Below are 18,290 nucleotides of genomic sequence, written 5' to 3' on the forward strand. Positions count from 1 at the left end.
TCTCTCCCATAAGATGCTTGTTCAATTGCCAATGAGCTGCTGGTATTCCGGCTCAATACGACTGTGGTTTTCCCAGAAATCCTTGACCTGCCGCCCTTCCATATGGGCAATCAGCACCGCGAGATGGACGTGCCAGCCAGCCGCTACGCTGACCATGGAATTTCTGCTTGCAAGGCGTGTATGTGTAATCGTCAGTTGCGTATCATTCCCCAGGGCGGCAAGTTCGAATGTCACCTCCGAAGGTTCGTTTGGCCCATCAGGCCATGTGTAACTGAGGATATGCGGAGGATCATAGCGTGTCACTTTCCCCTTATTCGTATGACCCTCATATTTCTTGTATTCCTCGGGTACGGGATCTTGCGATAGTTCTGAATGGTGAAAGGTCAGTTCCACATCGCCTCCGACGAAGCTGGAGATGGGCCCTCTCGCCAGCCATTTACGCCTCTTGTCCGATTCAGTCAGATAAGCCCACACCCGCTCGACGGGACCCGGCAGCACCCGTTTGATACAAACGGTTCCCGGTGCAGTGACGACGCCGAGGGTATTATTTCCAATGTGCTCGTTCATTTCATTCTCCTCCTTTCCCGGTTGCAGACTTTGATGCTGCGGCATCTTCCTGGCGTAGGATAGCTTCAAGATCATCAAGCCTTGCGGTCCAGAATTTCTCATAAGTGCTCAACCATTGTTGCGCCTGCGCGAGCTTGGCAGCTTCAAGTTGGCAGATATGGGTTCTGCCTTCGATGCGCCGTCGAACGAGGCCGGCACTCTCCAGAACCTTGATATGTTTCGATGCCCCTGCCAGGGACATCTGAAAGGGCGTTGCCAGATCGCTGACAGAATGTTCGCCCGCTGTAAGTCGCTGCAATATCGCCCGCCGTGTCGGGTCGGAAAGCGCATGAAATACGGCGTCGAGATGTGATGTATGAAATTCAACCATGTGGTTTAGTATCACGGCAACAAAAGATAGTCAACCATATGGTTTACTATTTAGAATCTTCAGGAAATAAGGAATCCAGTTCCGAGCGGGTCGCCATCTTCAACGATGAATTCGGCCATACCGCTGTAATAAGCATGCCCGGAAACACGCGCGGTTATTGCATCAAACTGCCCCGCCTTCGTCGTGGTCTCAACAAAACCCGCAAAGCGCGAGCCGACAATGCTTTCGAATATCCGGGCTGTGCCCTTAACAATCTGCCCCTTGGCGTGCATTGCCGCAAGCCTAGCCGTAACACCCGAGCCTGTCGGGGAACGGTCCAGCTGTGCGTCAGCGAAGATGCAGACGTTTTTCGTCGGCGCTTCATTCCACTCGTCGGCACCATCGGTTAAAATCGAACCGTAAAGGAATGCCAAATCCTTGTGATCGGGATGATCAAGCGGGACTGCTTCTTTCACGGCCTCGGTCAGCACTGTGGCAGCATGTTTAAATGCAGAGGCGGCGTCGCGTCCGAATTCGAGGCCGAATTGATGGCAATCGGCGAGAGCATAAAAAGCTCCGCCATAGGCCACATCAAAACTGATCTTGCCGAAATCCGGAACGTCGACGATCTGGTCGCTTGCAAAAAGGAAGGCCGGAACGCTTTCGAACGAGACGCTGCCAGACTTTCCGTCACGAACTTCCACGGAAGCGACGACCATACCGCAAGGGCATTCGATGCGAACGGTGGTTACTGGCTCCACCTTGGCCACGAGACCATAGTCAACGGCATAACGGCCAAGCGCAATGATGGCGTGGCCACACATGGTAGAATAACCCTCATTATGCATGAACAGCACAGCGAGGTCGGCATCGAGAAGATCGGTATCAACCAGCAACGCGCCATACATATCGAAATGACCGCGTGGTTCGAACATCAATATCTTCCGCAGATGATCGAGCCGATCGCGAACATAGGCCCGCTTGCTCAGAATGGTTCCCTTTGGCAGCTTGGGATAGCCATCAATAATGATACGCAGAGGTTCGCCACCCGTGTGCATATCAATCACTTTCAGGGGACTATTCATCAGCTGATTTCCAGCAAGGCAGGAAGTTTTCGCATGTCGTCAAAGAGTATGCCGCCTGCTGCAGCCAGGCTTTCATGATCGGCATGCTCATCGCCGCAATAGGAAAATACGCGCATGCCCGCTGCTATCCCGGCCACCGTTCCTGCCACACTGTCTTCAATCACGACAGCCTGGCTCGGATCATACCCCATCTTGGCAGCAGCATGGAGAAACAGGTCAGGGAAGGGCTTTCCGCGCGCAACCATTGATGCGCTGTAAAGAACATTTTCGAAATGATCAATCAGCCCGGTTTTGCCGAGTGTGATGTGCATTTTCTCCACATTGGCGGAAGATGCAACGCAATAGGGAAGCCCCGCGTCCTTAACAGCAGCAATAACACTCTCGATATGGGGGATGGCCTCTACATTCTCGAAAATAACGGGAATAGCTTGATACCAACGTTCGACAAAATCATCGCCTAATGAATAGCCCAGCGCCTCGACCTTCTCCTGAACCGCCCGCATCGGCATGCCGGTATAGGTTTTGCGGAGTTCGGAAAAGCTGGTTTTAAAACCGGCTTCCCCAAGCATCTTGACCAGATGATGATTGCCGACGGTTTCGGTATCGACAAGCACGCCGTCACAATCGAAAATCACCAGGTCTGGACGGGCCATACTTCAGACTTCCTTGGTTGCACCCTGTGAGAAGAGCTGTTGTAAATTGCCAAATGTTACGCCTGTTGTGCCGAATTCAAATGTACCCTTGTCGAGCACCTGTCGGGCAGCGTCGTGGATAGCACTGAACGCAGCTGTCGTGAGCCTTGGTCCAAGCGAAATCCGCTTCACGCCGGCCGCCGCCAGCTCGCTAACTGTCAGCGAAGGAGGAGCCAAAACGCTCAACGGCTTGGAGACTGAATCGCAAAGAATTTTGATACTCTCAAGGTCGGAAATACCCGGGGCGAAAAGGACATCCGCTCCCGCTTCCTCAAATGCCTGAAGACGCTTGATCGTGTCATCCAGATCATTTTGTCCCCGCAAGAAGTTTTCGGCACGCGCGGTAAAGACGAAATCGCGCTTCAAAGCACGGGCTGCCTCAGCGGCTGCGGCGACCCTTTCGACGGCATGGGAAAACTCATAGACGGGCTTGTCGGGATCCCCGGAGAAATCTTCGATTGAACAACCTGCCAGCCCTGCAGCTTCCGCTGCAAAGATCGTTTCGGCAGCACTGTCCGCGCTGTCGCCTTTGCCCTTTTCCAGATCGCCGGATACAGGAAGATCCGTGGCGGCAACAAGGTCGCGGCAGTGCTGCATCATGACATCGAATGTTATGGCCCCGTCAGCAAGGCCGCGAGAAAAAGCAAAGCCTGCACTGCTGGTCGCCATTGCCTTGAAGCCAAGTGAAGCAAGAAACTTTGTAGTGCCGGGATCCCATGGATTGGGCATCAGCAACACATCTGGTCCTTGATGCAACAGACGAAATGTTTTGCCTTTATCCATGGTACCCTCCTAATTGCTATGCAGTACCTGTCGAGCCAAATCCGCCAGAGCCACGTGACGTTTCGCTGGCATGCTGTCGCTCCTCAACATTGAGCTGCACAACCGGTGCAAGAACAACCTGCGCAATGCGCATGCCTCGCTCGACGTAGAAATCGTCATCGCCCAGATTGATCAGTATCACTTTTACTTCACCGCGATAATCTGAATCAATCGTACCTGGCGTGTTGAGGCAGGTAATCCCATGTTTCAGAGCGAGACCCGAGCGAGGTCTGATTTGCGCCTCATATCCGGCCGGGATTTCGAAGATCAGGCCACTGGGAACCAATGCCCGTTTTCCTGGAAGCAACAGCAATGGTCTGTCTTCCGGAACAGCAGCTCGAAGGTCCATGCCAGCAGAGCCGGATGTTTCGTAGGCGGGCAGGTCCAGCCCCTTGGCGTGGTCAAGGCGGACCAGGCCGAGTGCAGGGTTTTTCGGGTGAGCGGAATCGATTTTCTGTGACATGAAGAGACCTTTTTCACCAGTCAGCGCACACCGTCAACTGACAAGATGCGCTGGGCCCATTGTTTGCACATAATCTGCTATTATCCCAGCAGCGTGCTGGCGATTCGCACAAGTGCAGTTACAGATAATATTATGTTACGAAATCGGGTGATTCATGTGCCGTTGGGCTGCCTATCTTGGACCTGAACTGTTTCTTGAAGATGTTATTGCCTCTCCCTGCCATTCGCTGATTGCGCAAAGCCATGATGCGCACGAGGCCAAAACGCGTACCAATGGTGATGGTTTTGGCGTGGCCTGGTATGGTGCGCGTGACGAACCTGGGCTTTACCGCGATATTCTCCCCGCATGGTCCGATCAGAACTTGCGAAGTCTTTCCCGTCAGATCAAGTCGCATCTTTTCCTGGCTCACGTTCGGGCATCGACCGGCGGGGTGACTAGCCGTATGAATTGCCATCCTTTCGTTTCGGGAAAATGGAGCTTCATGCATAACGGGCAGATTGGCCATTTTGACAGGCTGCGACGTGGTTTGGAGTCTCGTCTGGATGACTCAATTTACGCGCAGAAACTGGGTTCAACGGATTCCGAATTGATATTCTTGCTCATGCTGCAACATGGCCTCGACCAGCATCCCGCGCAGTCTCTTGCTGCAACGGTCAATACAATCAAAGCCGAAGCGGAGCGTATCGGCGTCCCCGCCTTTATCCGGCTGACAGCAGCCTTTTCCGATGGACAGCATCTCTATGCGGTCCGCTATGCAACAGATCGCTTTGCGCCGTCCCTTTATACCGCAACGCTTTCGCCAAATGCGGGTTTATGCGTTGTTTCTGAGCCTCTTGACGGTGAAGCAGGCAATTGGATGCCGGTTCCTCCGAACAGTTTCGTGACTGTCAAAGATACCAAACGCATTGCCATTGAGCCGTTCATGATTGCAGATGAATTCACGCCTGCGCTGGAAAGCGTTTGACCTATTGGAATTGAAGGTCGACGGGAAAGACTGGGGCTGATAGAAGGCGCCAACCTTTCCTTTAGTTTTGAGCCGATTTATGTCTTCTGCTGACCATCCTGTTTCCAAACGTCGTACATTCGCGATTATCGCGCATCCTGACGCCGGTAAAACCACGCTGACCGAAAAGCTGTTGCTTTTTGGTGGAGCCATTCAGCTTGCGGGTGAGGTCAAGGCGAAGAAAGATCGCATCCAAACGCGCTCGGACTGGATGAATATCGAGCGCGATCGCGGTATTTCTGTTGTGACATCCGTCATGACATTCGAATACAAGGATTGCATTTTCAATCTGCTCGATACGCCGGGTCACGAAGACTTTGCCGACGATACCTATCGTACCCTCACGGCGGTAGACAGCGCGGTCATGGTGATTGACGCCGCCAAAGGTATTGAGGCGCGCACGCTCAAGCTTTTTGAAGTTTGCCGTATGCGCGATATCCCGATTGTCACTTTCATCAACAAGATGGACCGTGAAAGCCGCGATCCTTATGAGATCCTTGATGAGATTGAGCAGAAGCTCGCCTTGGATACAGCACCGATCACCTGGCCGATAGGACGAGGCAAGAGCTTCGCCGGAACGTATAATCTTCAGAACAATACGGTTCGCCAGCGGGATTCGGAAGAGACTCCGCGCCCCGTCAATGGACCGGAATCCTCCGGCGCAGCCGGTCTCCTGCCCGAAAATGAGCGTCAGGCGTGGATCGACGAAGTAACGCTGGCGCGTGATGCCTGCAACCCATTCGATCTTAAGGCATTTCGCGAAGGCCATATGACGCCCGTTTACTTTGGATCCGCATTGCGCAATTACGGCGTCCGCGATCTCATTGAGGCTTTCTGTGATTTTGGTCCGAGCCCCCGTGCACAGGATGCCGATACGCGCCGGGTCGAAGCCACGGAAGAAAAGATGACAGGTTTCGTGTTCAAGATTCAAGCCAATATGGATCCCAATCACCGTGACCGGATCGCGTTTCTGCGCGTTTGCTCGGGCAAGCTTTCACGTGGCATGAAGGCAAAGCTTGTGCGCACCGGTAAGCCGATGGGCCTTTCGGCGCCTCAATTTTTCTTTGCCCGTAGTCGCCAGATTGCCGATGAAGCATGGGCTGGCGATGTGGTCGGCATCCCAAACCATGGCACATTGCGTATTGGCGATACGCTGACGGAAGGCGAAGATTTGCTTTTCCGCGGTGTTCCAAACTTTGCACCGGAAATCCTGCGTCGCGTGCGGCTGGATGATGCAATGAAAGCCAAAAAGCTGCGCGAAGCGCTCCAGCAGATGGCGGAGGAGGGGGTGGTTCAGCTCTTCCTGCCTGATGATGGCTCTCCCGCTATTGTTGGTGTTGTCGGCGCCCTGCAGATCGACGTTTTGACCGAACGTCTAAAGGTGGAATACACCTTGCCTGTAGGCTTTGAGCCAGCACGCTTTACTGTTGCGCGCTGGATTTCTGCCGATGATCCCGCTGAGCTTCAGCGTTTCATCAATGGTCATCGCGCCGATATCGCGCATGATCTGGACAATGATCCAGTATTCCTTGCGCAAAATTCCTTCTCGCTTTCCTATGAAGCGGAGCGTTGGAAAGCGATCCGTTTCGCGGCGATCAAGGATTATCAGGTGCGCGACAAGGTGGCCTGAAGCTCTTTCCAGTAATAGATTGCCGTATTATAGGAACTGCGTGGGCACCGTCTCATGATCTTTTGGGAAAGTTACAGCCATCGCTTCGCCACCGTGCGTGAGTGATGGAATGTGCTTTCGATATTTGAGGTTATGAAATGAATGACAAGTCCACCAACGCTGTTCACTTCGGGCGTATTGCAGCCGTGCTTCCGGTCAAGGACATGGTCCGCGCACATGATTTTTATACGCGGGTGTTTGGCTTCACCAAGACGTTCGAAAACGGAAATCCCGTCGGGTTTATGATTCTGAAGCGCGAGAGTGCCGAGCTGCACTTAAGTTTGCAGAAAGATTATGACGCACCACCGTTCAATGTGGCGCATATCATCGTAGATGATGCTGATGCTCTTCACGCAATTTGCCAGCGGGAAGGGCTACGTATCATCAAAGGACTGCGCGACCACGATTATGGTCTCAGGTCCTTCGTTTTTGAAGACAGGGACGGCAACAGAATTGATGTAGGGCAGCCCGCATAAAATAAGGGAGGGTCGAAGCAATTCCTGGAAAAGCGTGTCGCGGTTTTCCGATCGCAATTGCATAAAAGAGACCCTCCCTTTGTTTTAGTCCCGCAATTCGCGGCGCAAAATCTTGCCGACATTGCTCTTGGGCAGTTCATCCCGGAATTCGACCACGCGCGGACGTTTGTAATTTGTAAGGCGTTCGGCGCAGAATGCTTTCACAGCCTCTTCGGTCAACGTCTTGTCCTTGCGCACGATATAAAGCTTCACGGCTTCACCGGAATGCTCATTGGCGATTGCTACGGCAGCAGCCTCGGCAATACCTGGATGTTCCATGGCCACTTCTTCGATTTCGTTCGGATAAACATTGAAACCAGAGACAAGGATCATATCTTTTTTGCGATCGACGATCTTCGTGTAGCCACGCTCGTCCATATAACCCATATCGCCGGAGCGGAAAAATCCATCCGCAGTCATGACCTTGGCGGTCTCGTCCGGACGGTTCCAATAACCTGCCATGATCTGCGGTCCGCGAATGCAAATTTCGCCAACTTCCAGCAAGGGCAATTCCTTGCCATCATCATCGCGTATGGAAAAATCCGTCGATGGCATGGGCATGCCAATTGTGCCGGAGAATTCTTTTGCATCAAGCGGATTGGCCGAGGCAACGGGTGAAGTTTCGGAAAGCCCGTAACCTTCGATCATCAGGCTGCCGGTCAACTCCTGCCAGCGATCCGCAACCGGCCTTTGCATGGCCATGCCGCCGCTGAACGACATTCTGAGTTCCTTGAAGTCTAGCTTGCGGAATTCTTCATTGTTCATGAGGCCATTGAAGAGGGTACTCAGCCCAGGAAAGAAATGAAATTTGTGCTTCTGCAGCACTTTGACGAATGCGGGGATATCCCTTGGATTCGGGATAAGAATATTCAGACCACCCTGCTTGATACCGATCATCGCATTCACGGTAAGCGCGAAAATATGATAGAGCGGCAGCGCGCAGACATAAACAATGCTGTCGGGTTTGCCTTTGGCCCTGAAGCCAACATCACACCACAGACTCATCTGCTCTATATTGGAAAGAATATTGCTGTGGGTGAGAGTCGCGCCTTTTGAAATGCCGGTTGTGCCGCCTGTATATTGCAGGAAAGCAGTGTCGGAGCTTTTGACATCAACCGGCTTGAGGGACATGGAAGCGCCCTTTGCCAATGCTGTCTTGAAAGGGATGTGTCCAGGCAATGACCATGCTGGAACCATCTTCTTTACGCGCCTTACAACCAGATTTACCAGATGGCCTTTCAGGCCCATCATGTCGCCCATAGCGGTAACAACGACATGTTGCACAGAGGTTTTGGTGATGACTTTCTGCAGCGTGGCAGCAAAATTTTCAAGAACAATGATGGCCTTGGCACCGCTATCCTTCAACTGGTATTCCAGTTCGCGCGGCGTATAAAGCGGGTTGACGTTAACAACGATTAGTCCGGCTCGCAAAATACCGGCGATCACAATCGGGTATTGCAAGACATTCGGCATCATGATCGCGACACGGTCGCCTTTGACCAGTCCGCGAGATTGCAGCCAGGCCGCAATGGAGCGGGAGTGTTTGTCGAGCTCCCCATAACTCATGCTTTTGCCCATGCAATTAAATGCAGGCTTGTTGCTGAATTTTTTGAATGCATCGTCAAAGAATGCGCCGAGCGATTGATGAGGCAGGTCCGGAATGTCCGCCGGGACACCCTCGGGATAGTGTTTCAACCACATTTTTGGCGTCGGCATGATCGGCTTATTGGCTGCCGCTGCCGGTTTGCTCTCAGCAGTCGTCTTGGCTGCAGGCGCTTTGGCCGTCACTTTGCTGGCTGGCACTGCTTTTGCGGCAGTTTTCGACTTTGCAGCAGATGTGGTGGTTGGTTCTTTTTTAGTGGTGGGCGTCGCTGATATCTTTTTTGCCGGGGCTTTTGCGGGTGTGGCTGGTTCTACCGATTTACTTTCAGCAGATTTCTTGGCTGCAGGCGCTTTGGCCGTCACTTTGCTGGCTGGCACTGCTTTTGCGGCAGTTTTCAGCTTGGCAGCAGGCGTGATAGCTGGTTCTTTTTTAGTGGCCGGTGCTTTGGATAAGTTTTTAGCTGGCGTTTTTGTGGGTGCGGCTGGTTTTACAGCTGCAGCTACCGGTTTGCTTTCAGCAGAGTTCTGGGAGGCAGGCGCTTTCGCCGTTGCTTTGTTGGCAGCAGCCATTTTTGCAGTCGTAGCTGGTTTAGCAGCAACCGCAGCTTTCTTGGTGGATATTGCTTGCGCGCTGGCTACAGCCTCTTTGACATTTCCGGAGGATTTCTTTGCTGCAGATGGTGCCGTTTTTTTGGTTGCGATCTTGGACGCCGCAATTTTAGACTTTGTTACCGGATTCGCCTGTTTAGCCACATTAACCTCCCAGTTAGTTTTTTAGCTTGGTATCTTTCCCCTACACCATGCTACTCAACAATCTCTCCTATGGCGAGAGCCATACTGTTGCAAGCAATTACATTAACGTAAACGTAAAAAATCTTATTCATCATAGTTTCAATGTAACGCTCCATTTCTTTCATTTGGCCACATCTCGGCACAAAGTTGCCAAGGTTCACCTCGACAAAGCACCGGCACTTCTCTCTCCTGAATATAAGCCCGAAACAGGATTCGCCGTGGAAACGATTACCATTGTCCTTTTGATGCTGCTGGCGGTTGTTGTCAGTGACAGTATTGTGCGTGTGTTGCCTTTGCCGGTGCCGCTGCCATTGGTACAGATTGGTCTGGGCGCGGCGATCGCCTCGGTTGCCAAAGTCCGCGTCGAACTTGATCCCGATATTTTCTTTCTGCTGTTTTTGCCGCCACTATTGTTTCTGGATGGATGGCGCATACCCAAGGAAGGACTGTTCAGGGATAAGGGCATCATTCTGGAGATGGCGCTGGGGCTTGTAATCTTCACTGTTCTTGGCGTCGGTTTTCTGGTTCACTGGATGATACCGTCTGTACCATTGCCCGTTGCCTTTGCCCTGGCGGCAATCGTGTCGCCGACGGACCCGATTGCTGTTTCGGCAATTGCCGCCCGTGTGCCCATTCCGTCCCGAATGATGCATATACTTGAGGGCGAGTCACTGCTGAACGATGCGTCAGGGCTCGTTTGCATGCGCTTTGCGGTAGCAGCCATGTTGACTGGCACATTTTCATTCTCGGCAGCATTTTTCACGTTCCTGTGGCTCGCCTTTGCAGGCATTGCCATAGGCATTGGCGTCACGATTGGCGTCACGCGTGGCAAAGCGTTTCTCACACGGCGACTGGGTGAGGAAAGCGGCTCGCAGATACTTATCAGTCTGCTCATCCCCTTCGGCGCCTATCTTCTTGCCGAGCACGTTCATGCGTCGGGAATTCTTGCGGCAGTGGCTGCAGGCATCACGATGAGCTACGCAGAAAGCTCCAGTCAGTCGCTGGCAGTCACGCGGGTGAGGCGCACGGCGGTCTGGGATACCGCGCAATTTGCCGCCAATGGTGCCATCTTCGTTCTGCTTGGTGAACAGCTTCCAAGCATATTCTGGGGCGCGGTTAAAAACGTTCACGCAAACGGATACAGCTATTGGTGGTTGCCAGTCTATGTAGGCGTTATTTTTGCGGCTCTCGTTGGGCTTCGTTTCTTGTGGGTATGGGCCTCATGGCGTTATGCGCTTTCACGCCGTTCCGACGGTCAGCAGACAGTTGTCAGGCCAAGTTGGCAGCTTGTGGCCACAATGTCATTCGCCGGTGTGCGCGGTGCAATCACCCTTGCCGGTATTCTGACATTGCCACTTTTCCTGAACGATGGAAGTCTCTTTCCAGCCCGTGATCTCGTTATTTTCCTGGCCGCCGGTGTGATTATTCTGTCGCTGGTTGCGGCAAGCATATGCTTGCCAAAACTGCTCAAAAACATCGATCTCCCAGCGGAGGATTCACACCAGAAGGAAGAAGATTACGCACGTATTGCCGCCGCCGAAGCAGCGATTATGGCTATTGAAAAAGCCCAGCACGATTTGGCGGCAGGGCGTGCCGATGCCGATATTTTTACGGACGTCGCAACCCGCATCATGGAGCTTTACCGCAAGCGCATCGATGGCCGGATGCATCTTGGTGAAGAGCGTGAATTGACGGCTCTCAGCGAAGAGATTGAAAAGCGGCTACGCATTACCGCGCTTAAAGCGGAGCGGCAGGAAATCTATCGACTGGTTCGGGCTCGGCGGCTGGAAAGCACGATTGCCAGTAAAATGGTGCGCGATATTGATATGATGGAGGCGCGCTATGGATGATCTTCCAAAATCATCTGCGCGCCTTTCGCTCCGACCATCATTGCCGCAGCATTCGTATTGCCGGAAATGATGTTCGGAAATATCGAGCAATCAATAACACGCAGGCCAGATAGTCCATGAACCTTCAAGCGCGGGTCAACGACTGATCGGGACGGATCAGGCCCCATTCTGCATGTCGAGACGGGATGATAAACTGTCCCGCTACGTTTGCGAAAATCTTCAATTAGCTCGTCGTCACTGTTGCAATCCGGTCCTGGCAGAAGCTCTTCTTCAATCAGCATGGACATTGTTGGAGTGGCTGCGATTTTTCGCAGGAACTTCACCGCATCCAGCATTTCTGCAACATCATGCTCTGTGGAAAAAGCGTTGGCGATAATTCGCGGCGCATCATGCGCATTATTGGAGCGAATATGAATCGAACCCCTGCTGGTGGGCCGGCAGTTGGAGAGGCCGAGAGAAAAGCCGGGCCATGGATCCGGCGTCAAAATGGGTCGCTCACCATTTTTGGGCACAAGGGTTGAGAATGCCTGAAAATAGAGCTGCATGTTTGCGCGCGTTTGGGAAGGATCGGTCCGGAAAAATCCACCGCCCTGATTCATGCTGATCGATAGCGGCCCCGTTCGGCGCAATAGATATTCCATGCCGGCTACAGCCTTGCCCCACCACGGGCGCAGTATCTGATTGAGCGAGGGTATGTTCGCCCGGTAAGTGTAGTTGATGCCGAGATGATCGCAGAGGTTTTCGCCGACCTGCGGATTATCGTATAGAACCTCTACTCCAAGTGTCTGAAGCCTATTTGCGTCACCAATACCCGACAGCTCAAGCAATTGCGGGGTGTTGACCGAACCGCTGCTCAGGATGACTTCGCGGCCAGCCTTGGCAAGTTCCGTTTTGCCCTTGCGGGTAAATTGCACACCGATAGCGCGCTTCCCATCAAATATGATCCGCGTCGCCATTGCTTGCGTAAGCACCGTCACGTTTCGGCGCTTCATCGCCGGTCGCAGAAATGCCTTGGCGGCTGACATGCGCCGACCACCTTTGGTCGTGAGCTGGAAAGGTCCTACGCCCTCCTGCGCTGCGCCATTAAAGTCGGGGTTGTAAGAAAGACCCGCTTCCTGTGCTGCCGCGATCATCCTGTTAGCCAGAGGATGGAAGAGCCGGGAGCAATCGGTAACATGCAATGGACCATCGTTTCCCAGGCTGGTTGCCGGGCCGTCATGGTGCTCAAGGGAACGGAAGATTGGTGCCACGTCCGCATAACCCCAGCCCGGATTTCCGGTATCGCGCCATTCGTCGAAATCTTCCGGTGCGCCGCGCACATATACCATTGCGTTAATAGAGCTTGATCCGCCGAGCACCTTGCCGCGCGGCCAATAGTCAGCATTGCCGCCGAGACCGGGATCTGGTTCGGCGCGATACATCCAGTTGACCGATTTGTCATAGAAGGTTTTGCCGTAGCCAAGCGGCATGCTGATGAAGAATCGCCGGTCAGACCCTCCGGCTTCAAGCACGAGAACGGAGTAACGCCCGTTTTCCGATAGCTTGTTCGCAACGACTGAGCCGGCCGATCCAGACCCGACAATGATGAAATCGTAAATGCGCATGACTGGCTGTCCGGCGCAAAATTGCGCGCCGTCAGCATATCCGCCTTAGCCGATCCTGAGCCAAACGGCTTTCCGCCATGAGCTGTGGAAATTACGACAGCATGGAAGTTATGCGGCAGAAACAGCTTCGTTGAACTTTTCAAAGAAGCGGGTGGCAATTTTGCTCGCCGTCGAAGCAATCAAGCCACTGCCGAATTTTGCGATTTTTCCACCCACTTGCGCATTCACTGTGTAGATCAGGCGCGTCTCATTTCCATCCTCTACAAGGGCGACATCCGCACCGCCTTTGGCGATACCGGCGATGCTTCCCTTGCCCTCGCAGCTTATCGTATAGGAAAAGGGTGGGTTAAGGTTGCTGAGGTAAATAGCACCGCTGAAACGCGGTTTGATGACACCGAGCCGGACAGCAAGCGTGGCTGCGAGTTCTGTCTCGCTCACCCATTCAAGTTGTTCGCATCCGGGAATGCACGCTTTCAATATGTCCGGATTGTTAAGGGCGTTCCAGACAGTCGCGCGGTTTGCGGCAATCCGTTCTTCACCCGTCAAATCCATATTTGGCATCTCCTGATACATCGCCCGATTTTAGGCATAGCAATCACTTATCGCGGAAAGCCAAGATATTCCACCTTTCGTCGATTGAACTAAAGTCGTTCTAGTGGCAGGTTTGCGCGACATTTGCATGAGACGATTATTTCAGGAGATAGACTATGGCCTCAGAACAAGCGAACAGCATCAAGCGTTCGGTTCAGGCGTTGAAAACCCATTGGAAGAATGGCGCACCCAGAAACATGCGCGATGCATTCGCCGAGGATAAAAAACGGTATTCCCGATATTCCCTCAATCTTGATGACCTTCTGCTTGATTGGTCGAAATGCCTCGTCAATGATGAAACGCTTGCGCTGCTTGGTGATCTTGCCAAAGCTGCAAATGTTGAAGGCCGCCGCACGGCAATGTTTGCGGGCGAACCCATCAATAATACCGAGGGCCGCGCCGTTCTCCACGTTGCGCTGCGTAACCGTTCAGGCAAACCTGTCAAAGTCGACGGGCAGGATGTCATGCCGGGCATCAGGGACGTGCTTGACCGTATGGCCGTTTTTGCGACCGGTATTCGCTCCGGGGAAATCAAAGGCGCAAAAAACAAGCCGATCACCGATATCGTCAATATAGGCATTGGCGGGTCTGATCTTGGTCCAGCCATGGCAACGCTTGCTTTGTCGCCCTATCACGATGGGCCGAAAGCCCATTTCGTTTCCAACGTTGATGGTGCGGATATAGCCGACACCTTGGCCCGGCTTGAGCCGTCGACAACCCTCTTCATCATTGCCTCCAAGACATTCACGACGATTGAAACAATCACCAATGCCAAGGCAGCCCGTAAATGGATTGCCGATGCTTTGGGTGAGGAGGCTGTCGGTAAGCATTTCGCGGCTGTCTCGACAGCTCTTGAGAAAGTCGATGCGTTCGGGATTCCGGCAGATCGTATTTTCGGCTTCTGGGACTGGGTTGGCGGACGCTATTCAATCTGGTCCGCCATTGGCCTGCCTTTGATGATCGCCATTGGCCCGGAAGATTTCGGTCGGTTCTTGGATGGCGCCCATGCAATGGACGAACATTTCCGCAAGGCAGCGCTCTCAAAGAACCTGCCAATGATGCTTGGTCTCGTCGGGTATTGGCACCGCGCCATCTCCGGTTATACGAGCCGGGCCGTGATCCCCTATGACCAGCGCCTTGCGCGTCTGCCTGCCTATCTCCAACAGCTTGACATGGAATCGAATGGCAAGGGCGTTACCATTGATGGCAAGCCGGTTTCAGGCCCGACAGGACCCGTTGTCTGGGGCGAACCCGGCACCAATGGCCAGCACGCATTCTTCCAGCTTTTGCATCAGGGCACCGATACCATTCCCGTCGAGTTCATTGTCGCTGCCAACGGACATGAGCCGGAACTTGATAATCAGCACCAGATGTTGCTGGCAAATTGCCTGGCACAGTCTGAAGCTTTGATGAAGGGCCGTACGTTGGAAGAGGCCAAGGCACAGCTCGCTGCAAAAAACCTGCCAAAATCAGAAGTCAATCGCATTGCCCCGCATCGCGTATTCACCGGTAACCGTCCATCGATAACGATCATCCACGATAAGCTTGATCCTTATACGCTTGGCCGTCTCATCGCACTTTACGAACACCGGGTCTTTGTCGAAGCGCAGCTCTACGGAATCAATGCATTTGATCAGTGGGGCGTCGAACTTGGCAAGGAGTTGGCTACGGAGCTTCTTCCTGTTGTTTCGGGCGAGGTCAGCGCAAAGGACAAGGACGCATCCACGCAAGGACTCGTCGCGCACCTGCGTAAACGCCGCGAAAAATAACAATAGACTACGTAGAAGCAGTCAACAGACCAGGAAATAGCATGATGAAGACCGAGACTATACAGCTGGCTGGCGATGTGCCGGGCAACAGCATTGAGTTGCGCGTGTTGCGTTTTGAGGGCAAGGACAGAGAGGCAACAAGCGCTTATCTGCAATCGTCCCTCCACGGCTCGGAGCTACCCGGCCAGGCTGCATTGCATTTCCTTATTCCCATGCTGGAAAAAGCTGCCAGGGAAGGGCGTATTGCCGGGGATATAACGGTCATTCCTCAAGCCAACCCGATAGGCTCTGCACAGTGGATGGCCCATCAGCATATTGGTCGCTTCGAATTTTTCTCCAGTACGAACTTCAACCGTTCCTTTCCCCTTCTGGAGAATTTTGACACATCATCCTTGCCCGCCATTGATGGTCCGGTGCCACTGGCAGAGCGCCTGAAAGCCGAACTTCTGCGTCAGGCACTCCCGCACGAGATTGTCCTCGATTTGCATTGTGACGATGAAAGCGAAAGCTACCTCTACATCCACCAGGCGTTTTTGCCGGAAATGTATGATCTGGCGTCCGCCCTGGGCTCTACCGCTATTCTTTCGTGGGACAGCACCGCCGATGCAGCTTTTGAAGAAGCTTGCGCGCATCCGGTGCTCCAACTGCCGAAAACAGAACAGAAAACCCGAGCCGTCACCACAGTGGAGTTTCGTGGCCTCAGTGATGTCAATATCGATACTGGAAAGTCTGATGCGGAAGGTCTTTACAAGTTCCTTGTTCATCGCGGCGTCATCGTCGATACGAGTATTGCACTGACGGTAGATTTCAACGGACCTGTCACGCCGCTTGAAAATGTCGAGATGATCAGAGCTCCTCAAGGCGGGATGATCCTGTTTCATGTCGATATTGGTGCTCAAGTGAAGGCGGGTGACAAGCTGGTCACTGTTGTGACCGTGCCGGGGGATCCCGCCGGTGATATAATATTGACCGCTCCACAGGCTGGCCGAGTTCTGACAAGGCGCGGCCATCGCTATACCCGCCGTGGCGACGATCTCCTGAAACTTCTTGGCAGCAGACGTTCTGAAAATGCCAAGCCTGGCTCGCTGGAATCATGATCATGATGCGAACCACCCAGTCTAAAGAGATACGCGGTATTCTGTTCGACAAGGATGGAACGCTGGTCGATTTCAATAAAACGTGGTTTGGCATCACCATGGAACTAGCGCACATGGCCGCCAAGGGTGATGAAACCCGCGCGAAGGCTCTCGTTGAGGCTGGGGGATATGATTGGGAGATGCAAAAGTTCCGCGGTGGCTCGGTGGTTGCTGCCGGAACCATCAATGATGTTGTCGATCTGTGGCATCCCGAGCTTTCTCTCGAAGAGAAACGGCAATGTATTCGTGACTATGATCATTATACAGTTCAGGAAGGCTCGAGCCGCGCTGTCGGAATCGATGGATTGCACGCAACGCTCGAAGCTCTTGTCGCTCGGGGTTTCGTGCTTGGCATAGCAACCAATGATTCTGAAGCAGGCGCTCGCGCTACAGCTGAAGCCTTGGGGCTATCACCGCTTTTCTCGGCAATCATAGGATATGACTCCGTTGCCCGCGCCAAGCCGCATGCAGACCAGCTTCACCTCTTTGCCGCGAAAACCGGCCTGCCAGTCGAAGCGATTGCCATGGTAGGGGACAATTCTCACGATCTGGAAATGGCCCATGCCGCTGGAGCGGGACTTGCCATAGGCGTCCTGTCAGGAAACAGCACATTGGATGACCTTGCCCACCTCAGTGACGCGATCCTTGGCTCGATTGCAGAGTTGCCCGAGTTTCTGGAAAAGCGTGCCAACGCGGTATTCGTGCCAGATTGATATGATGACAATGATTTGGGTGCCTGCTGCATTATAGAATGCTATCGACTGGATAGCTGACAGGAGAGGGCTCATGGATCATCAGAATTTCGCCGCCGGGATTGCCGATATCGAAGCTGCCGCAAAGAGATTGTCCGGGCAGCTTATGCCGACACGGCTGATGGAATCGGAAAGTCTCAACGACCGCTACAATGCGCGTATTTTCTTCAAGCCAGAATGCCTGCAACGGACCGGCTCATTCAAGTTTCGCGGTGCCTATAATCGTATCAGTCAATTTACGCCGGAAGAGAAAAAGCGCGGGATCGTTGCATTCTCTTCAGGCAATCACGCACAAGGCGTCGCAAGTTCTGCCCGCATATTCGGCATCAAGGCAGTCATCATCATGCCCAGCGATGCGCCACAGGTTAAGGTTGATAATACCCGCTCCTACGGGGCGGAGGTTGTGTTTTTTGACCGTTACACCGAGAGTCGGGATGTGATTGCCGCCCCCTTCATTGAAGAGCGTGGCATGGTTTTGGTGCCGCCTTACGATGACCCATCCATTATTGCGGGTCAGGGCACGATCGGGCTTGAAATTGCTGATGAAGCCAAAGAACGCGGTATCACGCTGGATGATGTATTTGTGCCCAGCGGCGGCGGTGGTCTCATCAGTGGCGTCTCGATTGCAGTAAAAGCGCGCTCTCCGCAAACGCGCATTTGGGGCGTCGAACCGGAAAACTTTGACGATTTGCGCCGTTCATTGGTCGCTGGTGAAATTCGCAGCAATGAGACGGGATATCGCTCAATCTGCGATGCAATTCTTACTGCTCAACCCGGCGATCTCACATTTCCAATCAACAGGCAAAATCTGGCCGGCGGCATCGCTGTTTCCGATATCGCCGTGCGCAAAGCCATGCGCGAGGCAGCAAGCCATTTGAAACTGGTGGTTGAGCCCGGCGGTTCTGTTGGTCTTGCTGCGCTGGCTTCTGGCGAAGTCGATATCAAGGGCAAGACGGTGGCGGTCGTCCTTTCAGGAGGCAATGTGGACCTCGACTCTTTCAGTAAGCTGATTGCGTCTTAATAGGTTTC

The 18,290-nt window shown here is 53.3% G+C and carries 18 protein-coding genes; 9 read left to right on the forward strand and 9 right to left on the reverse strand.

Features of this window, described 5'->3' with window-relative positions; genetic code table 11:
- Positions 1-21: 21 nt before the first annotated feature.
- The 6 genes from V9K95_RS22395 to dut are packed head-to-tail and all read right to left on the reverse strand — an operon-like array spanning position 22 to position 3,978.
- Positions 22-567 carry an SRPBCC family protein gene (locus V9K95_RS22395; protein WP_336440457.1) on the reverse strand — a complete coding sequence of 182 codons (546 nt, stop codon included), beginning with the start codon at positions 565-567 and terminating at the stop codon, positions 22-24.
- A 1-nt stretch (position 568) separates the two neighbouring features.
- The gene (locus V9K95_RS22400) at positions 569-937 is read right to left on the reverse strand and encodes an ArsR/SmtB family transcription factor (protein WP_115054738.1); all 369 of its coding nucleotides are present in this window, start codon (positions 935-937) and stop codon (positions 569-571) included.
- 59 nt (positions 938-996) lie between these two features.
- The gene (locus V9K95_RS22405; protein ID WP_336440456.1) at positions 997-2,001 is read right to left on the reverse strand and encodes a proline racemase family protein; all 1,005 of its coding nucleotides are present in this window, start codon (positions 1,999-2,001) and stop codon (positions 997-999) included.
- On the reverse strand, positions 2,001-2,654 hold the full coding sequence (locus V9K95_RS22410; RefSeq protein ID WP_336440455.1) for an HAD family hydrolase: 654 nt from the start codon (positions 2,652-2,654) through the stop codon (positions 2,001-2,003). Before V9K95_RS22410 ends, V9K95_RS22405 begins: the two co-directional genes overlap by 1 nt.
- 3 nt (positions 2,655-2,657) lie before the next feature.
- Positions 2,658-3,476 (reverse strand): isocitrate lyase/phosphoenolpyruvate mutase family protein, encoded by an 819-nt coding sequence (locus V9K95_RS22415; protein ID WP_115054741.1) that lies wholly within the window; start codon positions 3,474-3,476, stop codon positions 2,658-2,660.
- Between the two features lie 16 nt (positions 3,477-3,492).
- Entirely contained in the window at positions 3,493-3,978 is a 486-nt protein-coding gene (gene dut / locus V9K95_RS22420) for a dUTP diphosphatase (protein ID WP_307282058.1), read from the reverse strand.
- Positions 3,979-4,132: 154 nt separating this feature from the next.
- On the opposite strand from dut, the gene V9K95_RS22425 reads away from it, so the two are divergent.
- From V9K95_RS22425 to V9K95_RS22435, 3 genes are all read left to right on the forward strand, one after another.
- Positions 4,133-4,942, forward strand: coding sequence for a class II glutamine amidotransferase (locus tag V9K95_RS22425; protein WP_307282061.1), 810 nt, complete (start codon positions 4,133-4,135; stop codon positions 4,940-4,942).
- A gap of 79 nt (positions 4,943-5,021) precedes the next feature.
- Positions 5,022-6,611, forward strand: a complete 1,590-nt coding sequence (locus V9K95_RS22430; protein ID WP_115054744.1) for a peptide chain release factor 3 — start codon at positions 5,022-5,024, stop codon at positions 6,609-6,611.
- A gap of 137 nt (positions 6,612-6,748) precedes the next feature.
- The gene (locus tag V9K95_RS22435) at positions 6,749-7,126 is read left to right on the forward strand and encodes a VOC family protein (RefSeq protein WP_336440454.1); all 378 of its coding nucleotides are present in this window, start codon (positions 6,749-6,751) and stop codon (positions 7,124-7,126) included.
- An 84-nt stretch (positions 7,127-7,210) separates the two neighbouring features.
- Here the strand turns inward: V9K95_RS22435 and V9K95_RS22440 are convergent, their stop codons facing one another.
- Positions 7,211-8,881 carry a long-chain-fatty-acid--CoA ligase gene (locus tag V9K95_RS22440; RefSeq protein WP_442958539.1) on the reverse strand — a complete coding sequence of 557 codons (1,671 nt, stop codon included), beginning with the start codon at positions 8,879-8,881 and terminating at the stop codon, positions 7,211-7,213.
- Between V9K95_RS22440 and V9K95_RS22445 the strand changes: the two genes are divergently transcribed.
- Together V9K95_RS22445 and V9K95_RS22450 are read left to right on the forward strand one after the other, a co-directional pair.
- Complete coding sequence (locus V9K95_RS22445) at positions 8,880-9,545, forward strand: hypothetical protein (RefSeq protein WP_336440507.1); 666 nt, start codon at positions 8,880-8,882, stop codon at positions 9,543-9,545. The genes V9K95_RS22440 and V9K95_RS22445 overlap by 2 nt on opposite strands.
- A 232-nt stretch (positions 9,546-9,777) precedes the next feature.
- Positions 9,778-11,409, forward strand: a complete 1,632-nt coding sequence (locus V9K95_RS22450; RefSeq protein ID WP_336440452.1) for a Na+/H+ antiporter — start codon at positions 9,778-9,780, stop codon at positions 11,407-11,409.
- Here V9K95_RS22450 and V9K95_RS22455 read toward each other — a convergent pair.
- Both V9K95_RS22455 and V9K95_RS22460 read right to left on the reverse strand, forming a co-directional pair.
- A complete protein-coding gene (locus tag V9K95_RS22455; RefSeq protein WP_336440451.1) occupies positions 11,400-13,013 on the reverse strand; it encodes a GMC family oxidoreductase in 1,614 nt (537 codons plus the stop codon). The two genes, V9K95_RS22450 and V9K95_RS22455, sit on opposite strands and share 10 nt — an antisense overlap.
- A gap of 108 nt (positions 13,014-13,121) precedes the next feature.
- Entirely contained in the window at positions 13,122-13,565 is a 444-nt protein-coding gene (locus V9K95_RS22460) for a CoxG family protein (protein ID WP_336440450.1), read from the reverse strand.
- 155 nt (positions 13,566-13,720) lie between these two features.
- On the opposite strand from V9K95_RS22460, the gene pgi reads away from it, so the two are divergent.
- From pgi to V9K95_RS22480, 4 genes are all read left to right on the forward strand, one after another.
- Entirely contained in the window at positions 13,721-15,373 is a 1,653-nt protein-coding gene (pgi, locus tag V9K95_RS22465; protein WP_336440449.1) for a glucose-6-phosphate isomerase, read from the forward strand.
- A gap of 44 nt (positions 15,374-15,417) precedes the next feature.
- On the forward strand, positions 15,418-16,470 hold the full coding sequence (locus tag V9K95_RS22470; RefSeq protein WP_336440504.1) for a succinylglutamate desuccinylase/aspartoacylase family protein: 1,053 nt from the start codon (positions 15,418-15,420) through the stop codon (positions 16,468-16,470).
- Positions 16,464-17,222 (forward strand): HAD family hydrolase, encoded by a 759-nt coding sequence (locus tag V9K95_RS22475; RefSeq protein ID WP_442958547.1) that lies wholly within the window; start codon positions 16,464-16,466, stop codon positions 17,220-17,222. The genes V9K95_RS22470 and V9K95_RS22475 overlap by 7 nt, the downstream gene beginning before the upstream one ends.
- Before the next feature lie 73 nt (positions 17,223-17,295).
- Positions 17,296-18,282 (forward strand): threonine ammonia-lyase, encoded by a 987-nt coding sequence (locus tag V9K95_RS22480; RefSeq protein ID WP_336440448.1) that lies wholly within the window; start codon positions 17,296-17,298, stop codon positions 18,280-18,282.
- Positions 18,283-18,290: the final 8 nt, after the last annotated feature.

Source organism: Phyllobacterium sp. CCNWLW183 (genome assembly GCF_037203775.1).
GTDB lineage: Bacteria > Pseudomonadota > Alphaproteobacteria > Rhizobiales > Rhizobiaceae > Phyllobacterium > Phyllobacterium ifriqiyense.

Bases quoted from the DNA above. Each gene is read 5' to 3' on its own strand.
- V9K95_RS22400 (WP_115054738.1), bottom strand. From the start codon at position 937: ATGGTTGAATTTCATACATCACATCTCGACGCCGTATTTCATGCGCTT.
- V9K95_RS22430 (WP_115054744.1), top strand. From the start codon at position 5,022: ATGTCTTCTGCTGACCATCCTGTTTCCAAACGTCGTACATTCGCGATT.
- pgi (WP_336440449.1), top strand. From the start codon at position 13,721: ATGGCCTCAGAACAAGCGAACAGCATCAAGCGTTCGGTTCAGGCGTTG.
- V9K95_RS22440 (WP_442958539.1), bottom strand. From the start codon at position 8,881: ATGCCGACGCCAAAAATGTGGTTGAAACACTATCCCGAGGGTGTCCCG.
- dut (WP_307282058.1), bottom strand. From the start codon at position 3,978: ATGTCACAGAAAATCGATTCCGCTCACCCGAAAAACCCTGCACTCGGC.
- V9K95_RS22435 (WP_336440454.1), top strand. From the start codon at position 6,749: ATGAATGACAAGTCCACCAACGCTGTTCACTTCGGGCGTATTGCAGCC.
- V9K95_RS22425 (WP_307282061.1), top strand. From the start codon at position 4,133: ATGTGCCGTTGGGCTGCCTATCTTGGACCTGAACTGTTTCTTGAAGAT.
- V9K95_RS22395 (WP_336440457.1), bottom strand. From the start codon at position 567: ATGAACGAGCACATTGGAAATAATACCCTCGGCGTCGTCACTGCACCG.
- V9K95_RS22415 (WP_115054741.1), bottom strand. From the start codon at position 3,476: ATGGATAAAGGCAAAACATTTCGTCTGTTGCATCAAGGACCAGATGTG.
- V9K95_RS22410 (WP_336440455.1), bottom strand. From the start codon at position 2,654: ATGGCCCGTCCAGACCTGGTGATTTTCGATTGTGACGGCGTGCTTGTC.
- V9K95_RS22405 (WP_336440456.1), bottom strand. From the start codon at position 2,001: ATGAATAGTCCCCTGAAAGTGATTGATATGCACACGGGTGGCGAACCT.
- V9K95_RS22455 (WP_336440451.1), bottom strand. From the start codon at position 13,013: ATGCGCATTTACGATTTCATCATTGTCGGGTCTGGATCGGCCGGCTCA.
- V9K95_RS22445 (WP_336440507.1), top strand. From the start codon at position 8,880: ATGATCGGCTTATTGGCTGCCGCTGCCGGTTTGCTCTCAGCAGTCGTC.
- V9K95_RS22460 (WP_336440450.1), bottom strand. From the start codon at position 13,565: ATGGATTTGACGGGTGAAGAACGGATTGCCGCAAACCGCGCGACTGTC.
- V9K95_RS22470 (WP_336440504.1), top strand. From the start codon at position 15,418: ATGAAGACCGAGACTATACAGCTGGCTGGCGATGTGCCGGGCAACAGC.
- V9K95_RS22480 (WP_336440448.1), top strand. From the start codon at position 17,296: ATGGATCATCAGAATTTCGCCGCCGGGATTGCCGATATCGAAGCTGCC.